Below are 16,071 nucleotides of genomic sequence, written 5' to 3' on the forward strand. Positions count from 1 at the left end.
GCGGAGCCGGGGGCCGTCAGCGGGCCAGCTTGTAGACCGAGGTACCCGCACGCAGGTTGGGCGCAAAGCGCACGGTGCGGCCGTCCTGCAGGCCAAAGCTGTCCAGCACGCGCAGGCCATTGCGCTGGGCCAGTTCGGCCAGGTCGGCATGGGTGCCGACGCGGATGTTGGGCGTGTCATACCACTGGTAGGGCAGGCGCCGGGTCACGGGCATGCGACCTTGCAGGATGCTCAGGCGGTTGGGCCAGTGCGCAAAGTTGGGGAAGGCCACGATGCCCACGCGGCCCACGCGGGCCGTTTCCTTGAGCATGGTCTCGGCATTGCGCAGGTGCTGCAGCGTGTCGATCTGCAGCACCACGTCAAAGCTCGCGTCTTCGAACATGGTCAGGCCCTGGTCCAGGTTGAGCTGCAGCACGTTCACGCCGCGCTGCACGCAGGCCAGCACATTCGCATCGTCCAGCTCCACGCCGTAGCCCGTGCAAGCGCGGTGGCGCTGCAGGTGGTCGAGCAAGGCGCCGTCGCCACAGCCCAGGTCCAGCACGCGGGCGCCCTGGGGAACCAGGCTGGCAATCGCGTGCAGGGTGTTCAGGTCGGTCATGCTGCCACCTCCAACGCACGTGCGATGCTATTGAAATAGGAGCTAACCACGCCCGTATAACGGGGGTCATCGAGCAAAAATGCATCATGCCCGTGGGGTGCATCGATCTCGGCGTAGCTGACGTCCCGCTTGTTGTCGAGCAGAGCCTTGACGAGTTCGCGGCTACGCTTGGGGCTGAAACGCCAGTCAGTGGTGAAGCTCACCAGCAGGAATTTGCAGGTGGCGCGCGCCAGCGCTTGGCTCAGGTCGCCGCCAAAGGCGCGGGCCGGGTCAAAGTAATCCAGCGCCCGCGTGATCAGCAGGTAGGTGTTGGCATCAAAGTACTCGGCAAACTTGTCGCCCTGGTAGCGCAGGTAGCTCTCGATCTGGAACTCCACGTCCTGCGTCGAATACTTGTAGCCCGAGGCATGGTCCAGCAGGGTTTCCTTGAGCTGGCGGCCGAACTTTTCGTTCATCACGTCGTCGCTCAGGTAGGTGATGTGGCCAATCATGCGGGCAATGCGCAGACCGCGCTTGGGAATCACGCCGTGCTCGTAAAAGTGCCCACCATGGAAGTCGGGGTCAGTCACGATGGCGCGGCGCGCCACCTCGTTGAAAGCGATGTTTTCGGCCGTCAGGTTGGGCGCGCTGGCCACCACCACGGCGTGTGCCACACGCTCCGGGTACTGCAGCGTCCAGCTCAATGCCTGCATGCCACCCAGGCTGCCGCCCAGTACGGCAGCCAGGGTCTGAATGCCCAGCGCGTCCATCAGCCGGGCCTGTGCATTCACCCAATCTTCCACCGTTACCACGGGAAAGTCGGCGCCGTACACCTTGCCGGTGCGGGGATCGGTGTGCATGGGGCCGGTGGAGCCAAAGCAGGAGCCCAGGTTGTTGACGCCAATCACAAAGAAGCGGTCGGTGTCCACCGACTTGCCGGGGCCAATCATGTTGTCCCACCAGCCCTCGCTTTTGTCCTGGCCCGCATACACGCCCGCCACATGGTGCGAGGCGTTGAGCGCATGGCATACCAGCACGGCGTTGGACTTGTCGGCATTGAGCGTGCCGTAGGTCTCATAGGTGAGGGAATAGCCGTGCAGCGAGGCACCGCTTTGCAGAGGCAAAGGCGCATCGAACGACAGGGACTGTGGCGTGGCAATCAGCATAAAAACAAAACCCGGCAACGCTAAACGCGGGCCGGGTTGCAATGCCTGATGGCGGGTCCGTGTTTAGCTGAATTTATTAAGCGCCCGCAAGCTGGAGCAAATTGGCGCTGTAGATGTGGAGTATAGCAAGGGGGTCAACCAGCAAGCGATACCCCGGCTGTTGCCACACTCTCCAGCCAAGCCTGCAAAGCCGCGCCGTGCAGGGGGCGGCTGCCCAGGTAGCCCTGCATCACATCGCAGCCCAGCTGGGCGATGGTGGCGCGTTCGGCCTCGGTCTCCACGCCTTCGGCGGTGACAAACAGGTCCATGCCATGGCCCATTTCGATCATGGCCTTGACCAGCTTCTGGGTGCCGGGCGCCTTGTCGATGCCGTCGATAAAGCTGCGGTCGATCTTCAATTCACTGACCGGCAACTTCTGCAGGTAGGCCAGTGACGAGTAGCCCGTACCAAAGTCGTCGATCGACAGCGGAATGCCCACGGCGCGCAGCGCGTGCAACAGCTCCACACTCTTCTGCGCGTCTTCCATCAGCCCGCTCTCGGTGATCTCCAGGCGCAGGCGCTGCGGGTTGATGCCGCTGGTGGCCACCTTGTGCCCCACGCGCTGGGCAAAGCCCGCATCCTGCAAATCGCGCGTGCTCACGTTCACGGCAATGCTGAGCGTGGGGTGTGTGCTTTGCCAAGCCTGCAGGGTGCGCAAGGCCTGGTCCAGCATCCAGTCGGTGACCATGGTGATGTAGCCGGTCTGTTCCGCGAACGGCACGAACTCGGCCGGCGACACAAAGCCGCGCTGCGGGTGTATCCAGCGCACCAGCGCCTCGGCCCCCACCGGCTGGCCAGTGGCCGAAAGAGAGAACTTGGGCTGCAGCCACATTTGCAGTTGCGACTGCGCCACGGCCGCCCGCAGGTCGGAAACCAGCCCCAGGTGGTCCAGCCGTGCAGCTTCTTGCGCCGCGCTGTACCAGGCGTGGCTGAGCGCGGCGCGCTTGGCGCTGTGCAGGGCCACCTCGGCATTGCGCAGCAGCGCACCCACGGTCCCATTGCCAGTGTCGGCCGTATCGGCGAAGCCGCAACTCAGGCTCAGGTCCACGCTGTGGCCGCTGCAGGCCACCGAGGCCGTGGTGGCCTCCATTAGGTCCGCACGCAACTGCTCCACCGCACTGCGCTGGTCCGCCTGAAAGGCCGCGGCAAAGGTGCCGCCGGACAGCCGCGCCACCACCCACTGCGGCCCGATCAGCCCGCGTTGGGCCGCAGCGCCCAGCACCAGGCTGGCGCGCACGCCCAGCTCCTTGATCAGCGTATCGCCCGTGGTGTAGCCCAGGGTTTCGTTGATGATTTTGAGGCGCGCCAAGTCCATCAACACCAGCGTGTTGGCGCCCTCGGGCCCGGGATGCTGGGGGTTAAGCAGGGCCGTGCGGTTGGGCAGGCCCGTCAGGCTGTCCTGGTAGGCCAGGCGCACGATTTGCTGTTCGCGCTGCGACACCGCATCTGACATGGTATTCAGCGCCTGGCCCACGCGGTCCACCTCTTGCGTGCCCGTTGCTTGCACCTGGTGCGCATAGTCGCCCTGGGCAATGTGGCGCGCGGCCCGCTCCAGCTGGGCCAGCGGTGCCACCACGCTGCGCGTGGTGCGCCAGGCCAGGTAGGTGGCCAGGGCGATGGCCAGCAGGGACAGCAGGCCCACCCACATGGCCACGCGCCCAAAGAGTGCGCGTGCATCACTGAGCTGCGCCTCCACACGCTGGCGCTCGCGCTGCAGCAGCGTGCCGGACTCGCGCAACATGGCGGTCAGTGCGGGGTTCACCTGGTCGTTCAGCGCGCGGGCCGCGGCCTGCATGTTGTCGCCCTCGATCTCGTCCACCGTGGCGATAAAGGCCTGCGCATACATCGCACGGCAGGCTACCAAGCGGCGCAAGGTGGCTTCTTGTTCTGGGTCCTTGAGTTCGTCGGATAGCGATTCGATGATGCCGTCGATGCTGCGGTTGCGTGCATCCACATCGGCATATTCCTTCACGCGGTCGGCACGTGGCGCGTGCACCAGCCGCACCAGCGCGCTGCCCACGCCCTCAGTCTGCAGCGAGAGTGCCTGCACGCGCAGCAAGCGCTGCATATCGCCGGTGGCAAAGCGTTGCGTCACGTCGGACACCAGGCGCAACTGCCACGCGGTTTGCACCAGCGCCAGCAACACCATGAGCACCAGCGCGCCCAACCCCAGGGTCAGACGCCAGGCGATGCGCTTGGGCCAGAGCCGGGCCAGGCCCGTGGGGATTGCGGAGGAGGGAGTGTCAGGCGCCATGGCAGAAGGTTAACCCCTGCGCAGCCACCAGTCGCGCAGCCAAGGACCCAGCGCCCAGTTACCCGGGCCGTACAGCGCCAGCGCGGCCAGCAGCACGCCCCAGGTGATGTGCTGCTGCAGCGCCGCCGGCGCCACCTCGGTCAGCGACACGACGGCCACAGCATTCACCACACTCAGGCCCAGCGCAGCGAAGCGCCCACCCAAGCCCAGCACCAGCAGCACTGGCAGGGCCAGCTCACCGGTAGTACCCATGGCGGCGGCCAGCGCGGGCGGCAGCAGCGGCACCTTGTACTCGTCCATGAACAACGCTAGCGTGATGTCCCAATCGCGCAGCTTGGTCAGGCCCGAGGCAAAAAACACCTGGGCCACATACAGGCGGGCTAACAGCGCAGCCAACGGTTGCAGCGCCTCCAGGCCGCGCTCTAGCCAACCCCAGCTCAGCAGGGCGCGGGTGATGAGGGAGGGCGAGTGCAATGGGGGCTGCGGCATGGGAGTAGGTTTCATGGGTCGAGCGACAGAAAAGAAGGCGGTATCTGCACCACCGAGAGCAACAAACCGGTTTGCACAGCCAGTGGCAGCCATGCGCCCACATCCAACGTGGGTGCTGCGTCCAGCGCCTGGCCCAGCGTGCCAGCGGCCAGCAACACCGCCAGCGCATCGGCTTCACCCGCCAGCGCAGCGCGAACACACGGGCGCAGGCCCTGGCGCCAGACCACGGTGTCTTGCGCCACGCGGTCGCGAATCTGCACGCCAGCCTCGGCCATGCTGGGGCTGTGCTCCAGGTGTGCGCCCACAATACTGGCCACGGGCCAAAGGCTGCACAGCACTGCGGTGCCGGGGGCCAAACCCAGCTGCAATGTGGCGGGGTCTTCGGAGGTCAGCAGTGCCAGCGTGGACAGGTCCGGCGCCTGATCGGCCACGGTGGCAGCGGCGTGCAGCGCCCACTCCACGCGGGCCACGTCGGCCAGATAGGGTTCGTCGGCCAGTTGCGCACTGGCCTGCACGAAGTCGGGCAGGGTCTGGCCCCACTGGGCCAGGTCGCCAGACTGCGGTGGCTGGGCGTGCCACAGCGCTCGGGCCAGGTCACCAAAACTATCGTCGCCCAGCAACTGCGCCAACACGGGGTAGGCGCCCTGCAAAGCCCGGTCCGCCAGCTGGTGGCCGTTCGATTGATACGCTTTTAGCCCTCTAGCCCCCGTATCCACTGCGCGAGAAGCTACTTTTTTCATAGCATTCTCGGCAGGCCAGGCAAACAAGGCTTCCACCAGCGCCTGCTGTTGTGCGGCCAGTGTGCTCATGCGGCCACCGGCTCAAAGACGCTGGCGCAGACGGCACGGGCGTGTTGCACTTCGTCCAGCAGCACGTCCAGCGCGGGCACATCGGTGTCCCACTCGATGAGCGTGGGCACGCAGCCAAAGCGCGTGACGGCATGGGCGTACAGCGCCCAGACTTCGGGGCACACGCGACTGCCGTGGTCATCGATGACGATGTCGCCATGCGCATCCGACACATGGCAGTGCCCGGCCACATGCAGCTCGCCCACCACCTCGGGGGGAATCGCGTCCAACCAGTCGCGGCACGTCTGCATAGGGTCAACTACGCGCCCTTCACGCTGCGCGTTCAGGGCATTCACATAGATATTGTTCACGTCCACCAACAGCAGACAGCCGCTGCGTCGGGCCAGCGTGGTCAGAAAGTCAGTCTCGCTCCAGGCTGCGCCGTCTGCCGTATTCCAGTGCAGATAGGCAGACAGGTTTTCCACCATAAAGCGGCGTTGCAAGCGGTCTTGCACCTGGTGCACGTGACTGCACAGCAGGTCCAGTGCCTCGGTGGTGAAGGGAATGGGCAGCAGGTCCGACGCGTGCACCGTGTGGCCGTTGAACACGCCGCGCGCAAAGCTCGCGTGGTCGCTGACCCGCACCGGGTCAATGCGCTGTACCAAGGCAGCCAGCTGCTCCAGGTGCCAGGGGTCCAGCCCCACGGCCGAACCCAATGACAGGCCCACGCCATGCAAGCTGATGGGATAGTGCGCGCGACCCTGCTCCAGCACGGCAAGCGCGGCACCGCCCTGGCCAAAGAAATTCTCGGAATGGACTTCGAGGAAATCCAGTGCGGGCTGCCGCTGCAGCAGCTCCGCGTAATGGGGATGTCGCCACCCCACGCCCACCACCGCATCGGTGGCTAAGGGCATGGGCACTGCAGAGGACAGCATGGTGGCGAGCAAGAAAGCACTATCGCAATTAGCTCTTCATCTTCTTGGCGTCTTCCATGGACATGCCCTTCATGTCCTTGCACGTGCCCTTGGCCACGTACTTCCAGTCGTCCTTGCTCATGTCGACCTTGGCTTGGCCTGCGCAGGAGTGGCTACCCGACAAGTTGGCGCAGTCGTTTTGGCCAGCCTTGGCGATGCCAAAGCACTTTTCTTTTTCCTGGGCGGCCACGGGGGCGGATGCCAGAGCCAGGGTCATCAGGGTGGCTGCAGTGGCAGCGAGCATTGCGCGTTGGTTCATTTGAAAACTCCTAAGTGAGTAAAGTAAAAACAGGTGACACATCAACCAGGACTTGCCTGTGCACATCGGCACCATTGCACTGGTTGACGTTTAGTCTGGAGCCGCGTGTGTTTCTTACATTACGGCCGCAAAATATTTGCGTGGCAAGGGTTTTCCCGCGTTTTTGCACCTAGCGGCTGATGGCGAAAACGTACACTGCGCGCAGCCCACCACCGCCCACCACCATGCCAAGCTTTGAACAACAAATTGTCGAACTGCGCGACTACCTGCTCAAGTTCGCCCGGCTACAGCTGCGCAACGACGCCTGGGCCGAAGACGCGGTCTCAGAAACCGTGCTGGCCGCGCTGGCCAAGCCCCAGGCCTTTGGCAACCGCTCGCAGCTCAAGACCTGGCTGGTCGGCATCCTGAAACACAAAGTGATTGACGCGCTGCGCCACCACAGCCGCGAAGTCGGCGGGCTGGACAGCAGCGAAGACGGCGACAGCGACCCCATGGACTACATCGCCTTTCAGGCCGACGGCCATTTCGCCCAGGCGCCAGCCGAATGGGGCAACCCCGAACAACAACTCACGAGTCGGCAGTTCTTTGAAGTGCTGGAGGCCTGCACCACCAAGCTGCCTGCGGGCCAGGGCCGGTTGTTTCTGATGCGTGAATGGCTGGAGCTGTCCAGCGAGGAAATTTGTAAGGAACTGCAGCTCACGCCGACCAATCTCTACGTCCAACTGCACCGCGCCCGTCTGCGCTTGCGCGAATGCCTTGAAATGAACTGGTTTGCGAAGGCCCTCACCCCATGATGCCACTCAGAAGAACATGCCGCGAAGCCGCTGCCCTGATGGTGGGCCGTGAAGACCGCGCCCTGGGCCTGGCCGACCGCGTAGCCCTGCGCCTGCATTTGATGGCCTGTGACGCCTGCCCAAAGTTCGAGCGGCAGATACTGGCCATGCGCAATGGCTTGCGCCAATGGCGCAATTACGCCGAAAACGACGATTCCAACGGGGTTTTGCCGGAAAAGTTCAAAAATTAGCTTGCTTTTTTAAAAACAGGCGCATAATGGTCTTGCATTGCCGTAAATACGACGGTGCAAGTTTGCGGTGATTAGTCAGTTTCGCGTCTGCTTTAAGTCTTCATTGGTTTGTTGATTGCGGTTAAGGACTCCATCGCGTTTTGAGTTATTTAGAGGAGTCCTTTCATGGGCAACAAACTTTACGTAGGCAACCTGCCTTATTCTTTCCGTGACGAAGACCTGCAACAAGCTTTTGCAGCACACGGTTCCGTTTCCAGCGCCAAAGTCATGATGGAACGCGACACCGGTCGCTCCAAGGGTTTCGGCTTTGTGGAAATGGGCAGCGACGCTGAAGCGCAAGCCGCTATCAACGCCATGAACGGTCAACAATTCGGTGGCCGTGGCCTCGTGGTGAACGAAGCCCGTCCTATGGAACCCCGTCCTCCCCGCTCCGGCGGCTTCGGCGGTGGTGCTGGCGGTGGCGGCTACGGCGGCGGCGCTGGTGGCGGCCGTTCCGGTGGTGGCGGCTACGGCGGCGGCGGTGACCGCTCCGGTGGCGGCGGCTACGGTGGTGGCGGTGGCCGTTCCGGCGGTGGCGGCGGTGGTGGTTACGGCGGTGGTCGTAGCAGCTACTAAGCACTGAACTGCTTGCAGCTCAAACAAAAGGGACCTTAGGGTCCCTTTTTTATTCCCGGTGATTACTGCGGGTCAGGCTTCGTCTACGCGACGCTTACGCGGACGCCCCGCAAGCGCCTTGTCGTACAGCGCATTCGGCAGGCAGCGCATGAGCTTGGCCACCCAACCCATTTGCCAGGGAATCACCCGGTAGGATGCTCCCGCCGCAATGGTGGCAAAAGCCTTGTCGGCAAATACTTCCGGTTTCATCAAGAACGGCATCGAATACCGATTGGCCTGGGTCAACGGCGTATCGATATAACCCGGACAGATCGTCACCACCTTCACCCCGCTGGCGCGCAACTCCCCGCGCAGGGACTCGCAGTAGCTGATGACCGCAGCCTTGCTTGCGCAGTACGCACCGTGGCCTGGCAGCCCGCGGATACCCGCCACACTGCCAATGCCCACCAGCGCGCCGCTGCCGCGCTGCTCCATCGCCCGCACAAACGGGTGGAACGTGGCAGCCAGCCCCAGGTTGTTGGTGGCAAACGTGCGCGCCATCACCTCCAGGTCCCCACGCACCGCGGTGTCCATGCCAATACTGATGCCCGCATTGGCAATCACCACATCGGGCACGCCCTGCTCACGCAAGCAGCTCTGGCCTGCCGCCACGATGCTGTCCACATCCGCCACATCCGCACCGTAGATGCGGAACCGCGCAGGCTCTAACCGCTGGGCCTCGGCCCAGGCCTGCATGTCCTGTGTACGCCGGGCTACCAGGGCCAGCGCATAACCTGACTGGTAGAACCGCCAGGCCAGGGCCTGTCCGATGCCGCTGGAAGCGCCAGTGATGAAAATCAGTTTGGACATGGACGCCTTTCGGTGCAGGGACTATTTGTTTTCTGGCACCAACGTGCCGCGCACGCGACCACGCAGCTGCATGACCTGGTCCACATTGTCAAACTCCATGGCGTCGGCCGTGAAGCGGTCTTTGCCACGCAGCAACTCCACCGGCTTGTGGGATTTGACTTGCTCGGTGTCCATAAAGGCGTGCAGAAATTCGCCGCGGTATTCCATGCGGGGCGTAGTTTTGGCGGCCGTCGCATCCGCCTCGCGCACCACGACCGCATTGCCAATCAGTTGCACCTCGGAACCGCCCTCATTGGTCAGCCCGCGCAATGCCGTGGCCGTGGTCAGGCGACCCTGGGCATCAAAAGAGCGTATACGAATGCCATCGATCTCCAACCACTGGGTGTCCGGGTAGTGGCGTGCCACATCGCCCTGCACTTCGGAACGCATGTGGCCGGCGGTGTCAAAGGTCTTGATGGAGAAGCCGTGCATGAAGTAGTCGGGCTCATGGCCACGCACGCGCTCCGCTTGGGCCACGTCTTGCACCGGCGTGCTACGCACCAGCCAGTAGGTTCCCAACGCCAACACGCCCATGATGGCAATGGGCAGGTACAGGAGCGCCCGCTCCCAGGCATCGTAGAGAAAACGGTTCACTGGGTGTAGGCTTCCAGCAGGCTGGCGTAGCGGCCACTTGCCACCATCAGTAGGTCGCAAAGCTCACGCACTGCGCCGTGGCCACCCTCGGCCCGGGTGACGTAGTGGGCCATCGCCGTTATCTCGACATGGGCGTTGGCTGGCGCGCAGGCAAATGCAGCGCGACGCATCATGGGCAGGTCGGGCCAGTCGTCGCCCATGGCCGCTGCCTGCGTCCAATCCAGCCCCAGCGCTTGTAGCGTTTGCTCGGCAGCAGGGCGTTTGTCTTCTGTACCGAAGTGCGCGTGCTCAATGCCCAATGCCTTCAAACGCACGCGCAGCGGCTGGGAGTCACGGCCGGTGATCACCGCAGGCATGATGCCCGCCTTTTGCAAGAGCTTCAGGCCGTGACCATCCAGGGTGTTGAAGCGCTTGATCGTCTCCCCGGCATCCGAGAAGTACAAGCCACCGTCGGTCAACACACCGTCCACGTCCAGAAACACTACTTTGATGCCCTGGGCTTGCAGCAGCAACGGAGGTGGAAATTGAATATGCGGTTGCATCAGATCACCTTCGCCCGCATCAGGTCGTTGCTATTGAGGGCGCCGCACAGCACGCCCGCATCGTCCAGCACCAACACACTGGTGATGCGCCGCGCCTCCATGAGGTCAGCCGCATCCACCGCCAGAGCATGGATGCTGATGGTGCATGGCGACGCATGCATAACCTCTTGCGCGGTCTTGGCCCGCAGGTCTACACCCTGCTCCACCCAGCGACGCAAGTCGCCATCGGTGAAGATGCCCAGCACCTGGCCTTGCACATCCACCACCGAGGTGGCACCCAAGCCCTTGGTGCTCATCTCCCGCATCAGCTCGCTGAACGAGGCAGTCGGCACCACCTTGGGCACCGCATCACCGCTGCGCATCACATCGCTCACCAGCGTCAGCAGTTTGCGGCCCAGCGCGCCACCGGGGTGGGAACGGGCAAAGTCCTCGGCGCGAAACCCCCGGGCATCCAACAAGGCCACGGCCAGGGCGTCGCCCATGGCCAGTTGTGCCGTAGTGCTAGCCGTAGGGGCCAGGTTCAGGGGGCAGGCTTCCTTGGTTACTGCCGAATCAATCCACAGGTCTGCGTGCTGCGCCATGGTGCTGTTGCCATTGCCCGTCATGGCCACGAGAGGAACACCCAGTCGTTTGAGCACGGGCAGGATGGCGGCGACTTCTTGTGATTCGCCGCTGTTAGAGATCATGAGAACAAGATCGGTCTGGGTCACCATGCCCAAGTCGCCATGGCTGGCCTCGCCGGGGTGCACAAACATGGCGGGGGTGCCGGTAGAGGCAAGTGTGGCGGCAATCTTGCGCCCCACATGGCCACTCTTGCCCATGCCCATCACCACCACACGCCCCTGCAGGCCCAGGACCAATTCGACGGTGCGGGCAAAAGCCTCCCCAACACGGTCTTTGAGACCCAGCACCGCGGCCGATTCAATGTCAAAGGTTTCTTTGGCCAATGCCAATGCGCGGTCGGCGCGCGAGGAGCCGCCAGGGTGTGCGTGTGCTGTCATGCGCGCATTTTATAGACCCGCACTTCTCTTGCTAGTATGGCGCCATGACCGCATTGGAAATCACGCTCATCTACTTGCTGGCCGCAGTGCTGGGGGTGGTGGCCTGTCGCTCGCTCAAGCTGCCACCCATGCTCGGGTATTTGGCCGTCGGCGTGGTGATTGGCCCCAACGCGCTGGCCTTGTCCAAGAACTCCGAAGCCGTGCGACACCTGGGAGAGTTTGGCGTAGTGTTTTTGATGTTCGTAATCGGGCTGGAATTCAACCTGCCCCGCTTGCGGGCCATGCGCCAGCATGTGTTCGGACTGGGCCTGCTACAAGTGGTGGTGACCATCGTGCTGGCCACCGGGGCCACGCTGGGCCTAGCCTTAGTATTGCCACAGTTCTGGGCCATGGAATGGCAAACCGCACTGGCACTCGCCAGCGCACTGGCCATGAGCAGCACCGCGATTGTGGTGAAGCTCATGGTGGAACGGCTGGAGCTGGAGTCCGAACACGGCAAGCGCGTAATGGGTGTGCTTTTGTTTCAGGATTTGGCCGTGGTGCCCTTGCTGGTGTTAATTCCTGCGCTGGGGGCATCGGGAGAACGCCTGTTTGAATCACTGATCGTGGCAGGTTTCAAGGCCGTGGTGCTAGTTACTGTATTGCTTGTGGGCGGACAGCATGTGATGCGGCGTTGGCTCACTTTGGTGGCCCGCCGCAAGAGCGATGAGCTGTTCATGCTGAACCTGCTGTTCATTGCACTGGGGCTGGCCTGGCTCACGGAACTGGCAGGGCTGAGCTTGGCGCTGGGCGCCTTCATCGCCGGCATGCTGATTTCCGAGACCGAATACAAGCACCAGGTGGAAACCGACATACGGCCCTTTCACGACGTACTACTGGGCCTGTTCTTTATCAGCATTGGCATGCTGCTGGACTGGCGGCTAGTGCTGGAACGCTGGCCGCTGGTGTTGCTGCTGGTCGTAGTACCGACAGTGTTCAAGGCAGCGCTGGTGGCAGGTCTGGCCAAGGCATTGGGCGCCACGTCGGGTGTGGCCCTCCGCACCGGGCTCTACTTGGCGCAAGCCGGTGAATTCGGCTTTGTGCTGCTGACACTGGCGCAGGAAAACTCTCTGATACCCCCCAGCCTGCTGAATCCCATTTTGGCGAGCATGGTGCTGTCGATGTTGGCCACCCCCTTCATCTTGATGTACACCAACCGCATCGTGCTGAAGCTGGTGAGCAGCGAGTGGCTGCAACAGTCTTTGCAGATGACCACCATTGCGCGCAAGTCCATCAATGCCAACCGCCACGTCATCATCTGCGGCTATGGCCGTTGCGGCCAAAACCTGGGGCGCATGCTGGAAGCCGAGGGCATCCCCTATATGGCGCTGGACCTGGACCCAGATCGGGTGCGGCAAGCCGCCGCAGCCGGCCACTCCGTGGTGTTTGGCGATGCTGCTCGGTTGCAAGCCCTCATGGCTGCCGGCTTGGCGCGCGCCAGTGCGGTGGTCATCACCTACCTGGACGAGGGCGGCGCCCTCAAGGTGCTGGGCAACACCCGCGCGCATGCGCCACAGGTACCCGTAATTGTGCGCACCCAGGATGACCATAGCCTGGAAAAGCTGCAGGCCGCGGGCGCAACGGAAGTGGTACCCGAAGCCATTGAGGGCTCGCTGATGCTGGCCAGCCACGCGCTGGCGCTGGTGGGCGTCCCCATGCGGCGCGTGATCCGCATCGTGCAGGACCAGCGAGACGCACGTTACAACCTGCTGCGCGGCTTCTTCCACGGGGCCGATGACGATTCGGTGGACGAGTTGCAACACGAACGCCTGGTGACTCTGAGCCTGCCCGTAGGCTCCAAAGCCACTGGCAAGCCGCTGGCAGACTTTGATTTGCTGGCACTGGGGATTCGTCTGGTAAGCCTGCGCCGTGCTGATGGCAAACCGGCGGCGACCGATGAGGGCATGCTACTGGAAGGTGGCGACACCCTGGTGCTGTCGGGCAAAGCCGGGGCACTGGCCGTGGCTGAGCAAAAGCTACTCAAAGGATAGGCCCCGGCGGCGCACTCTACGGGCACAATAGCGCCTGCCCCGCACCTCCGTGTGCCCTACTGCCCTGCATCCATGCAACACCTCAGCGTCAACCAATATCTCCGCGACCACATCCGTACCGTGCCCGATTGGCCCGCGCCTGGTGTGCAGTTTCGCGACATTACGCCCCTGCTGCAGGACGCCAAGGTGTTCCGCGTCTTGATCGACGCGTTTGTGCACCGCTACATGGACCCTGCTATGCGCCCGGATGTGGTGGCAGGCCTGGATGCACGCGGCTTTATTCTGGGTGCCGTGGTGGCGTACGAGCTCAATATTGGTTTCGTCCCTATCCGCAAAAAAGGCAAGTTGCCCTTCACGACGGTGGAAGAAACCTACGAACTGGAATACGGCAGCGCCACCGTGGAGTTGCACACCGATGCCGTGAAGGCGGGTGACCGCGTGTTGCTCATTGACGACTTGATTGCCACCGGTGGAACCATGATGGCCGGCAAGAAGCTGCTGGAGCGCCTAGGCGCCCACGTCATGGAAGGCGCGGCGATTGTGGACCTGCCCGAGCTGGGCGGCTCCGCTCGCCTCAAGGAATCCGGCCTGCCTTTGTTCACTTTGTTGGACTTCGCCGGTCACTGACCTGCGGCCCCGCGCAGGGCCTAGTTCAAGTCACCGTACTGGGTGCCACTGAGAGGCGACTGGCGGTCGTCCAATTCAGTGTCCTGAAAGCTAGGTGGCGCCGGATTGCGGCGGCCCGAACGCACAATTTCTCCCGGAGCTGACAAGGCCGCCGGTGTCGGAATCGATGCCAAAGCCTGCTTGAACGCAGCGACCTCATCTGCCTGCAAGGGTTCAAAACGCGGCGCCACCGGCGCGCCAGGCGCAGCACCCACGGGCGCAGCGCGCGGAACGGGCGCAGATGCCGTGCGCGCCAAACCGGCCGTCACATGTTCGTTGACACGCCAGTAGACCGCCGTCACCAGGATGTCGTGCCGGGTCTTGGCAATTTTCGCGATGTGGCTTTCCATGTCGGCCAGGCGGGCGGTATCGCCCACATTCTGGCGCGCCATGTCCATCATGATCAGGTACTGGCGCCCGCGTGAATCCAGTGAGAGCACCTTGAACTTGTAGCTGGTGGAAAGCAGGCCTGCGCGGGTCATGGACTCACGCACCACGGTGTACAGCAACTCGCGGCGCTCTAGGCGCTCGCTCTTTCGATTGGCCGCACTCCCTGGCACGGACACCGGCGCTTTTATACGGCCTTTGCCACCTGGCAGGTAGGGAACGGTCGCATCCACATGGCCAAGGCCGGAGCTTTCGGCCGCGGGCGCTTGCTCATGCGGCTTTCGGGAGAACCAACCAAACAGGGACATTCTTATTGCTTTCGGATTCGACAACTTGCCGAGTGTAGTGCAGCTATTTGCCAATACAAAACTTGGAAAATATCACGCCCAGCAAGTCGTCAGAACTGAATTCGCCAGTGATGGCATTCAAGGCGTTTTGGCCCAAGCGCAGCTCTTCGGCCAGCAAGTCCAGCGTGCCGGCGCCTGCGCTCAGGTGGGTCAATGCCTCCACCAAATGCTGGTCTACCTGCTGCAAGGCATGCAGGTGGCGTTGCCGCGCGATGAACATGCCGCCGGCAGGCGGCTGCCAGCCGGCGGCCTCCAGCAGGCGGCGGCGCAAGGCCTCCAAACCCTGTCCGGTTTTGGCTGACAGGACTACTCCGTCCTGCGATTCGCCTGTGGTCACCGCATCCGCCTTGTTCCAGATATCGATGACAGGAATATTTTTGGCAAGTTTTTGGGCCAAAGCCCCCGCAATCTCTGCGTCAGCAGCTATATATTCGATAGCACTACTGCGCGTGAGGTCGTGCAAGAACAACACCGCATCGGCACCCTCTATGGCCTGCCAGGCGCGTTCAATGCCCATTTTCTCCACCGTGTCGTCGCTGGCACGCAGGCCCGCGGTGTCCACGATGTGGATGGGCACGCCTTCGATCTGGATAGTTTCTTGTACCTTGTCTCGGGTGGTCCCGGCAATCGGGGTAACGATGGCCAGCTCCGCCCCCGCCAGCGCATTTAGCAGCGACGACTTGCCCGCATTGGGCTGCCCGGCAATTACCACCTGGATGCCTTCGCGCAGCAGCGCACCTTGTGAGGCCCGCTGCAGCACCTGCTGCAAGGCCGCCTGCAGGCGCTGCAGCTGACCCAAGGCGTCGGCCTTTTGCAGAAAGTCGATCTCTTCTTCGGGAAAATCCAGCGTCGCTTCGACCAGCATGCGCAGGTGGATCAGCGCATCGCGCAGCGTGGCGACTTTTTTGGAAAAAACTCCCGACAACGACTGGGTGGCACTGCGCGCCGCGGCCTCGGTGCTGGCGTCGATCAGGTCAGCAATCGCCTCGGCCTGCGCCAGATCAAGCTTGTTGTTCAGGAATGCGCGCTCGGAAAACTCACCGGGCTCTGCCAGACGCAAGCCAGGCAAAACCTGTGCGGCGACTTCGAGGCAACGTGCCAACAGCAGCTGCAACACCACTGGACCCCCGTGGGCTTGCAGTTCCAGCACGTCTTCGCCGGTGAACGAGTGCGGGTTGGGGAAGAACAACGCCAGACCTTGGTCAATTGGCTGACCTTGGGCGTCGTTAAATGGCAGGTAGGTCGCCTCACGCGGCTTGAGATCACGCCCCAACAAGGCCGCGATGAATGCTACGAGATTCTTGCCGCTGACACGCACGATCCCGACCGAGCCACGCCCTGGGGCGGTGGCAATGGCCAGTATCGGATCGTTGTGACGGGGAAGCATCGCAGGCTCCATGAAGAAGGGCCGCTGAGTGCGGCCCTTGCGG

The 16,071-nt window shown here is 63.1% G+C and carries 18 protein-coding genes; 5 read left to right on the plus strand and 13 right to left on the minus strand.

Annotation, left to right across the window (positions count from 1 at the left end; translation table 11 throughout):
• Positions 1 to 16: 16 nt before the first annotated feature.
• The 7 genes from metW to AC1DZ5_RS03990 all read right to left on the minus strand — a co-directional run bounded on the left by metW (position 17) and on the right by AC1DZ5_RS03990 (position 6,547).
• Positions 17 to 598, minus strand: coding sequence for a methionine biosynthesis protein MetW (gene metW, locus AC1DZ5_RS03960; RefSeq protein WP_310343555.1), 582 nt, complete (start codon positions 596 to 598; stop codon positions 17 to 19).
• Complete coding sequence (metX, locus tag AC1DZ5_RS03965) at positions 595 to 1,743, minus strand: homoserine O-succinyltransferase MetX (protein ID WP_477886268.1); 1,149 nt, start codon at positions 1,741 to 1,743, stop codon at positions 595 to 597. Before metX ends, metW begins: the two co-directional genes overlap by 4 nt.
• A 134-nt stretch (positions 1,744 to 1,877) precedes the next feature.
• The gene (locus AC1DZ5_RS03970) at positions 1,878 to 4,037 is read right to left on the minus strand and encodes a putative bifunctional diguanylate cyclase/phosphodiesterase (RefSeq protein WP_477886271.1); all 2,160 of its coding nucleotides are present in this window, start codon (positions 4,035 to 4,037) and stop codon (positions 1,878 to 1,880) included.
• 9 nt (positions 4,038 to 4,046) lie between these two features.
• Positions 4,047 to 4,541, minus strand: coding sequence for a DoxX family membrane protein (locus AC1DZ5_RS03975; protein ID WP_477886274.1), 495 nt, complete (start codon positions 4,539 to 4,541; stop codon positions 4,047 to 4,049).
• On the minus strand, positions 4,538 to 5,335 hold the full coding sequence (locus AC1DZ5_RS03980) for an HvfC/BufC family peptide modification chaperone (protein ID WP_477886276.1): 798 nt from the start codon (positions 5,333 to 5,335) through the stop codon (positions 4,538 to 4,540). The genes AC1DZ5_RS03975 and AC1DZ5_RS03980 overlap by 4 nt, the downstream gene beginning before the upstream one ends.
• Positions 5,332 to 6,228: an MNIO family bufferin maturase gene (bufB, locus tag AC1DZ5_RS03985; RefSeq protein ID WP_477886278.1), complete on the minus strand. Its 897-nt coding sequence runs from the start codon at positions 6,226 to 6,228 to the stop codon at positions 5,332 to 5,334. The genes AC1DZ5_RS03980 and bufB overlap by 4 nt, the downstream gene beginning before the upstream one ends.
• Positions 6,229 to 6,277: 49 nt before the next feature.
• Entirely contained in the window at positions 6,278 to 6,547 is a 270-nt protein-coding gene (locus AC1DZ5_RS03990; RefSeq protein WP_477886280.1) for a BufA1 family periplasmic bufferin-type metallophore, read from the minus strand.
• 224 nt (positions 6,548 to 6,771) lie between these two features.
• Here AC1DZ5_RS03990 and AC1DZ5_RS03995 point away from each other — a divergent pair, with 224 nt between their 5' ends.
• The 3 genes from AC1DZ5_RS03995 (at position 6,772) to AC1DZ5_RS04005 (ending at position 8,186) form a co-directional block, all read left to right on the plus strand.
• Positions 6,772 to 7,341, plus strand: coding sequence for a sigma-70 family RNA polymerase sigma factor (locus AC1DZ5_RS03995; protein WP_477886281.1), 570 nt, complete (start codon positions 6,772 to 6,774; stop codon positions 7,339 to 7,341).
• On the plus strand, positions 7,338 to 7,571 hold the full coding sequence (locus AC1DZ5_RS04000) for a zf-HC2 domain-containing protein (RefSeq protein ID WP_477886283.1): 234 nt from the start codon (positions 7,338 to 7,340) through the stop codon (positions 7,569 to 7,571). Before AC1DZ5_RS03995 ends, AC1DZ5_RS04000 begins: the two co-directional genes overlap by 4 nt.
• Positions 7,572 to 7,736: 165 nt before the next feature.
• Positions 7,737 to 8,186, plus strand: a complete 450-nt coding sequence (locus AC1DZ5_RS04005; RefSeq protein WP_477886284.1) for an RNA recognition motif domain-containing protein — start codon at positions 7,737 to 7,739, stop codon at positions 8,184 to 8,186.
• 72 nt (positions 8,187 to 8,258) lie between these two features.
• On the opposite strand, the gene AC1DZ5_RS04010 is transcribed toward AC1DZ5_RS04005, so the two are convergent.
• From AC1DZ5_RS04010 to AC1DZ5_RS04025, 4 genes are read right to left on the minus strand one after another with little or no spacing between them, the layout of a single operon-like run.
• Positions 8,259 to 9,035, minus strand: a complete 777-nt coding sequence (locus AC1DZ5_RS04010) for an SDR family oxidoreductase (protein WP_477886286.1) — start codon at positions 9,033 to 9,035, stop codon at positions 8,259 to 8,261.
• A gap of 21 nt (positions 9,036 to 9,056) precedes the next feature.
• The gene (gene lptC, locus AC1DZ5_RS04015; protein WP_477886288.1) at positions 9,057 to 9,668 is read right to left on the minus strand and encodes an LPS export ABC transporter periplasmic protein LptC; all 612 of its coding nucleotides are present in this window, start codon (positions 9,666 to 9,668) and stop codon (positions 9,057 to 9,059) included.
• Positions 9,665 to 10,210, minus strand: coding sequence for a KdsC family phosphatase (locus AC1DZ5_RS04020; protein ID WP_477886291.1), 546 nt, complete (start codon positions 10,208 to 10,210; stop codon positions 9,665 to 9,667). The genes lptC and AC1DZ5_RS04020 overlap by 4 nt, the downstream gene beginning before the upstream one ends.
• Positions 10,210 to 11,211 carry a KpsF/GutQ family sugar-phosphate isomerase gene (locus tag AC1DZ5_RS04025; protein ID WP_477886292.1) on the minus strand — a complete coding sequence of 334 codons (1,002 nt, stop codon included), beginning with the start codon at positions 11,209 to 11,211 and terminating at the stop codon, positions 10,210 to 10,212. Before AC1DZ5_RS04025 ends, AC1DZ5_RS04020 begins: the two co-directional genes overlap by 1 nt.
• A gap of 44 nt (positions 11,212 to 11,255) precedes the next feature.
• Between AC1DZ5_RS04025 and AC1DZ5_RS04030 the strand changes: the two genes are divergently transcribed.
• Positions 11,256 to 13,241 (plus strand): monovalent cation:proton antiporter-2 (CPA2) family protein, encoded by a 1,986-nt coding sequence (locus AC1DZ5_RS04030; protein ID WP_477886293.1) that lies wholly within the window; start codon positions 11,256 to 11,258, stop codon positions 13,239 to 13,241.
• A 72-nt stretch (positions 13,242 to 13,313) separates the two neighbouring features.
• On the plus strand, positions 13,314 to 13,868 hold the full coding sequence (locus tag AC1DZ5_RS04035) for an adenine phosphoribosyltransferase (protein WP_477886295.1): 555 nt from the start codon (positions 13,314 to 13,316) through the stop codon (positions 13,866 to 13,868).
• A gap of 20 nt (positions 13,869 to 13,888) precedes the next feature.
• Here AC1DZ5_RS04035 and AC1DZ5_RS04040 read toward each other — a convergent pair whose 3' ends face one another.
• On the minus strand, positions 13,889 to 14,602 hold the full coding sequence (locus tag AC1DZ5_RS04040; RefSeq protein ID WP_477886297.1) for a hypothetical protein: 714 nt from the start codon (positions 14,600 to 14,602) through the stop codon (positions 13,889 to 13,891).
• A 43-nt stretch (positions 14,603 to 14,645) separates the two neighbouring features.
• Entirely contained in the window at positions 14,646 to 16,028 is a 1,383-nt protein-coding gene (mnmE, locus tag AC1DZ5_RS04045; RefSeq protein WP_477886299.1) for a tRNA uridine-5-carboxymethylaminomethyl(34) synthesis GTPase MnmE, read from the minus strand.
• Positions 16,029 to 16,071 lie beyond the last annotated feature (43 nt).

The organism is Rhodoferax sp. P1_F3 (assembly GCF_056405715.1).

Coding starts and splice junctions, on each gene's coding strand:
- AC1DZ5_RS03975 (WP_477886274.1), bottom strand. CDS start 4,541: ATGAAACCTACTCCCATGCCGCAGCCCCCATTGCACTCGCCCTCCCTC.
- AC1DZ5_RS03970 (WP_477886271.1), bottom strand. CDS start 4,037: ATGGCGCCTGACACTCCCTCCTCCGCAATCCCCACGGGCCTGGCCCGG.
- AC1DZ5_RS04005 (WP_477886284.1), top strand. CDS start 7,737: ATGGGCAACAAACTTTACGTAGGCAACCTGCCTTATTCTTTCCGTGAC.
- bufB (WP_477886278.1), bottom strand. CDS start 6,228: ATGCCCTTAGCCACCGATGCGGTGGTGGGCGTGGGGTGGCGACATCCC.
- AC1DZ5_RS04000 (WP_477886283.1), top strand. CDS start 7,338: ATGATGCCACTCAGAAGAACATGCCGCGAAGCCGCTGCCCTGATGGTG.
- AC1DZ5_RS03980 (WP_477886276.1), bottom strand. CDS start 5,335: ATGAGCACACTGGCCGCACAACAGCAGGCGCTGGTGGAAGCCTTGTTT.
- AC1DZ5_RS04040 (WP_477886297.1), bottom strand. CDS start 14,602: ATGTCCCTGTTTGGTTGGTTCTCCCGAAAGCCGCATGAGCAAGCGCCC.
- AC1DZ5_RS04035 (WP_477886295.1), top strand. CDS start 13,314: ATGCAACACCTCAGCGTCAACCAATATCTCCGCGACCACATCCGTACC.
- AC1DZ5_RS04010 (WP_477886286.1), bottom strand. CDS start 9,035: ATGTCCAAACTGATTTTCATCACTGGCGCTTCCAGCGGCATCGGACAG.
- metW (WP_310343555.1), bottom strand. CDS start 598: ATGACCGACCTGAACACCCTGCACGCGATTGCCAGCCTGGTTCCCCAG.
- AC1DZ5_RS03995 (WP_477886281.1), top strand. CDS start 6,772: ATGCCAAGCTTTGAACAACAAATTGTCGAACTGCGCGACTACCTGCTC.
- mnmE (WP_477886299.1), bottom strand. CDS start 16,028: ATGCTTCCCCGTCACAACGATCCGATACTGGCCATTGCCACCGCCCCA.
- AC1DZ5_RS04030 (WP_477886293.1), top strand. CDS start 11,256: ATGACCGCATTGGAAATCACGCTCATCTACTTGCTGGCCGCAGTGCTG.
- metX (WP_477886268.1), bottom strand. CDS start 1,743: ATGCTGATTGCCACGCCACAGTCCCTGTCGTTCGATGCGCCTTTGCCT.
- AC1DZ5_RS03990 (WP_477886280.1), bottom strand. CDS start 6,547: ATGAACCAACGCGCAATGCTCGCTGCCACTGCAGCCACCCTGATGACC.
- AC1DZ5_RS04020 (WP_477886291.1), bottom strand. CDS start 10,210: ATGCAACCGCATATTCAATTTCCACCTCCGTTGCTGCTGCAAGCCCAG.
- AC1DZ5_RS04025 (WP_477886292.1), bottom strand. CDS start 11,211: ATGACAGCACACGCACACCCTGGCGGCTCCTCGCGCGCCGACCGCGCA.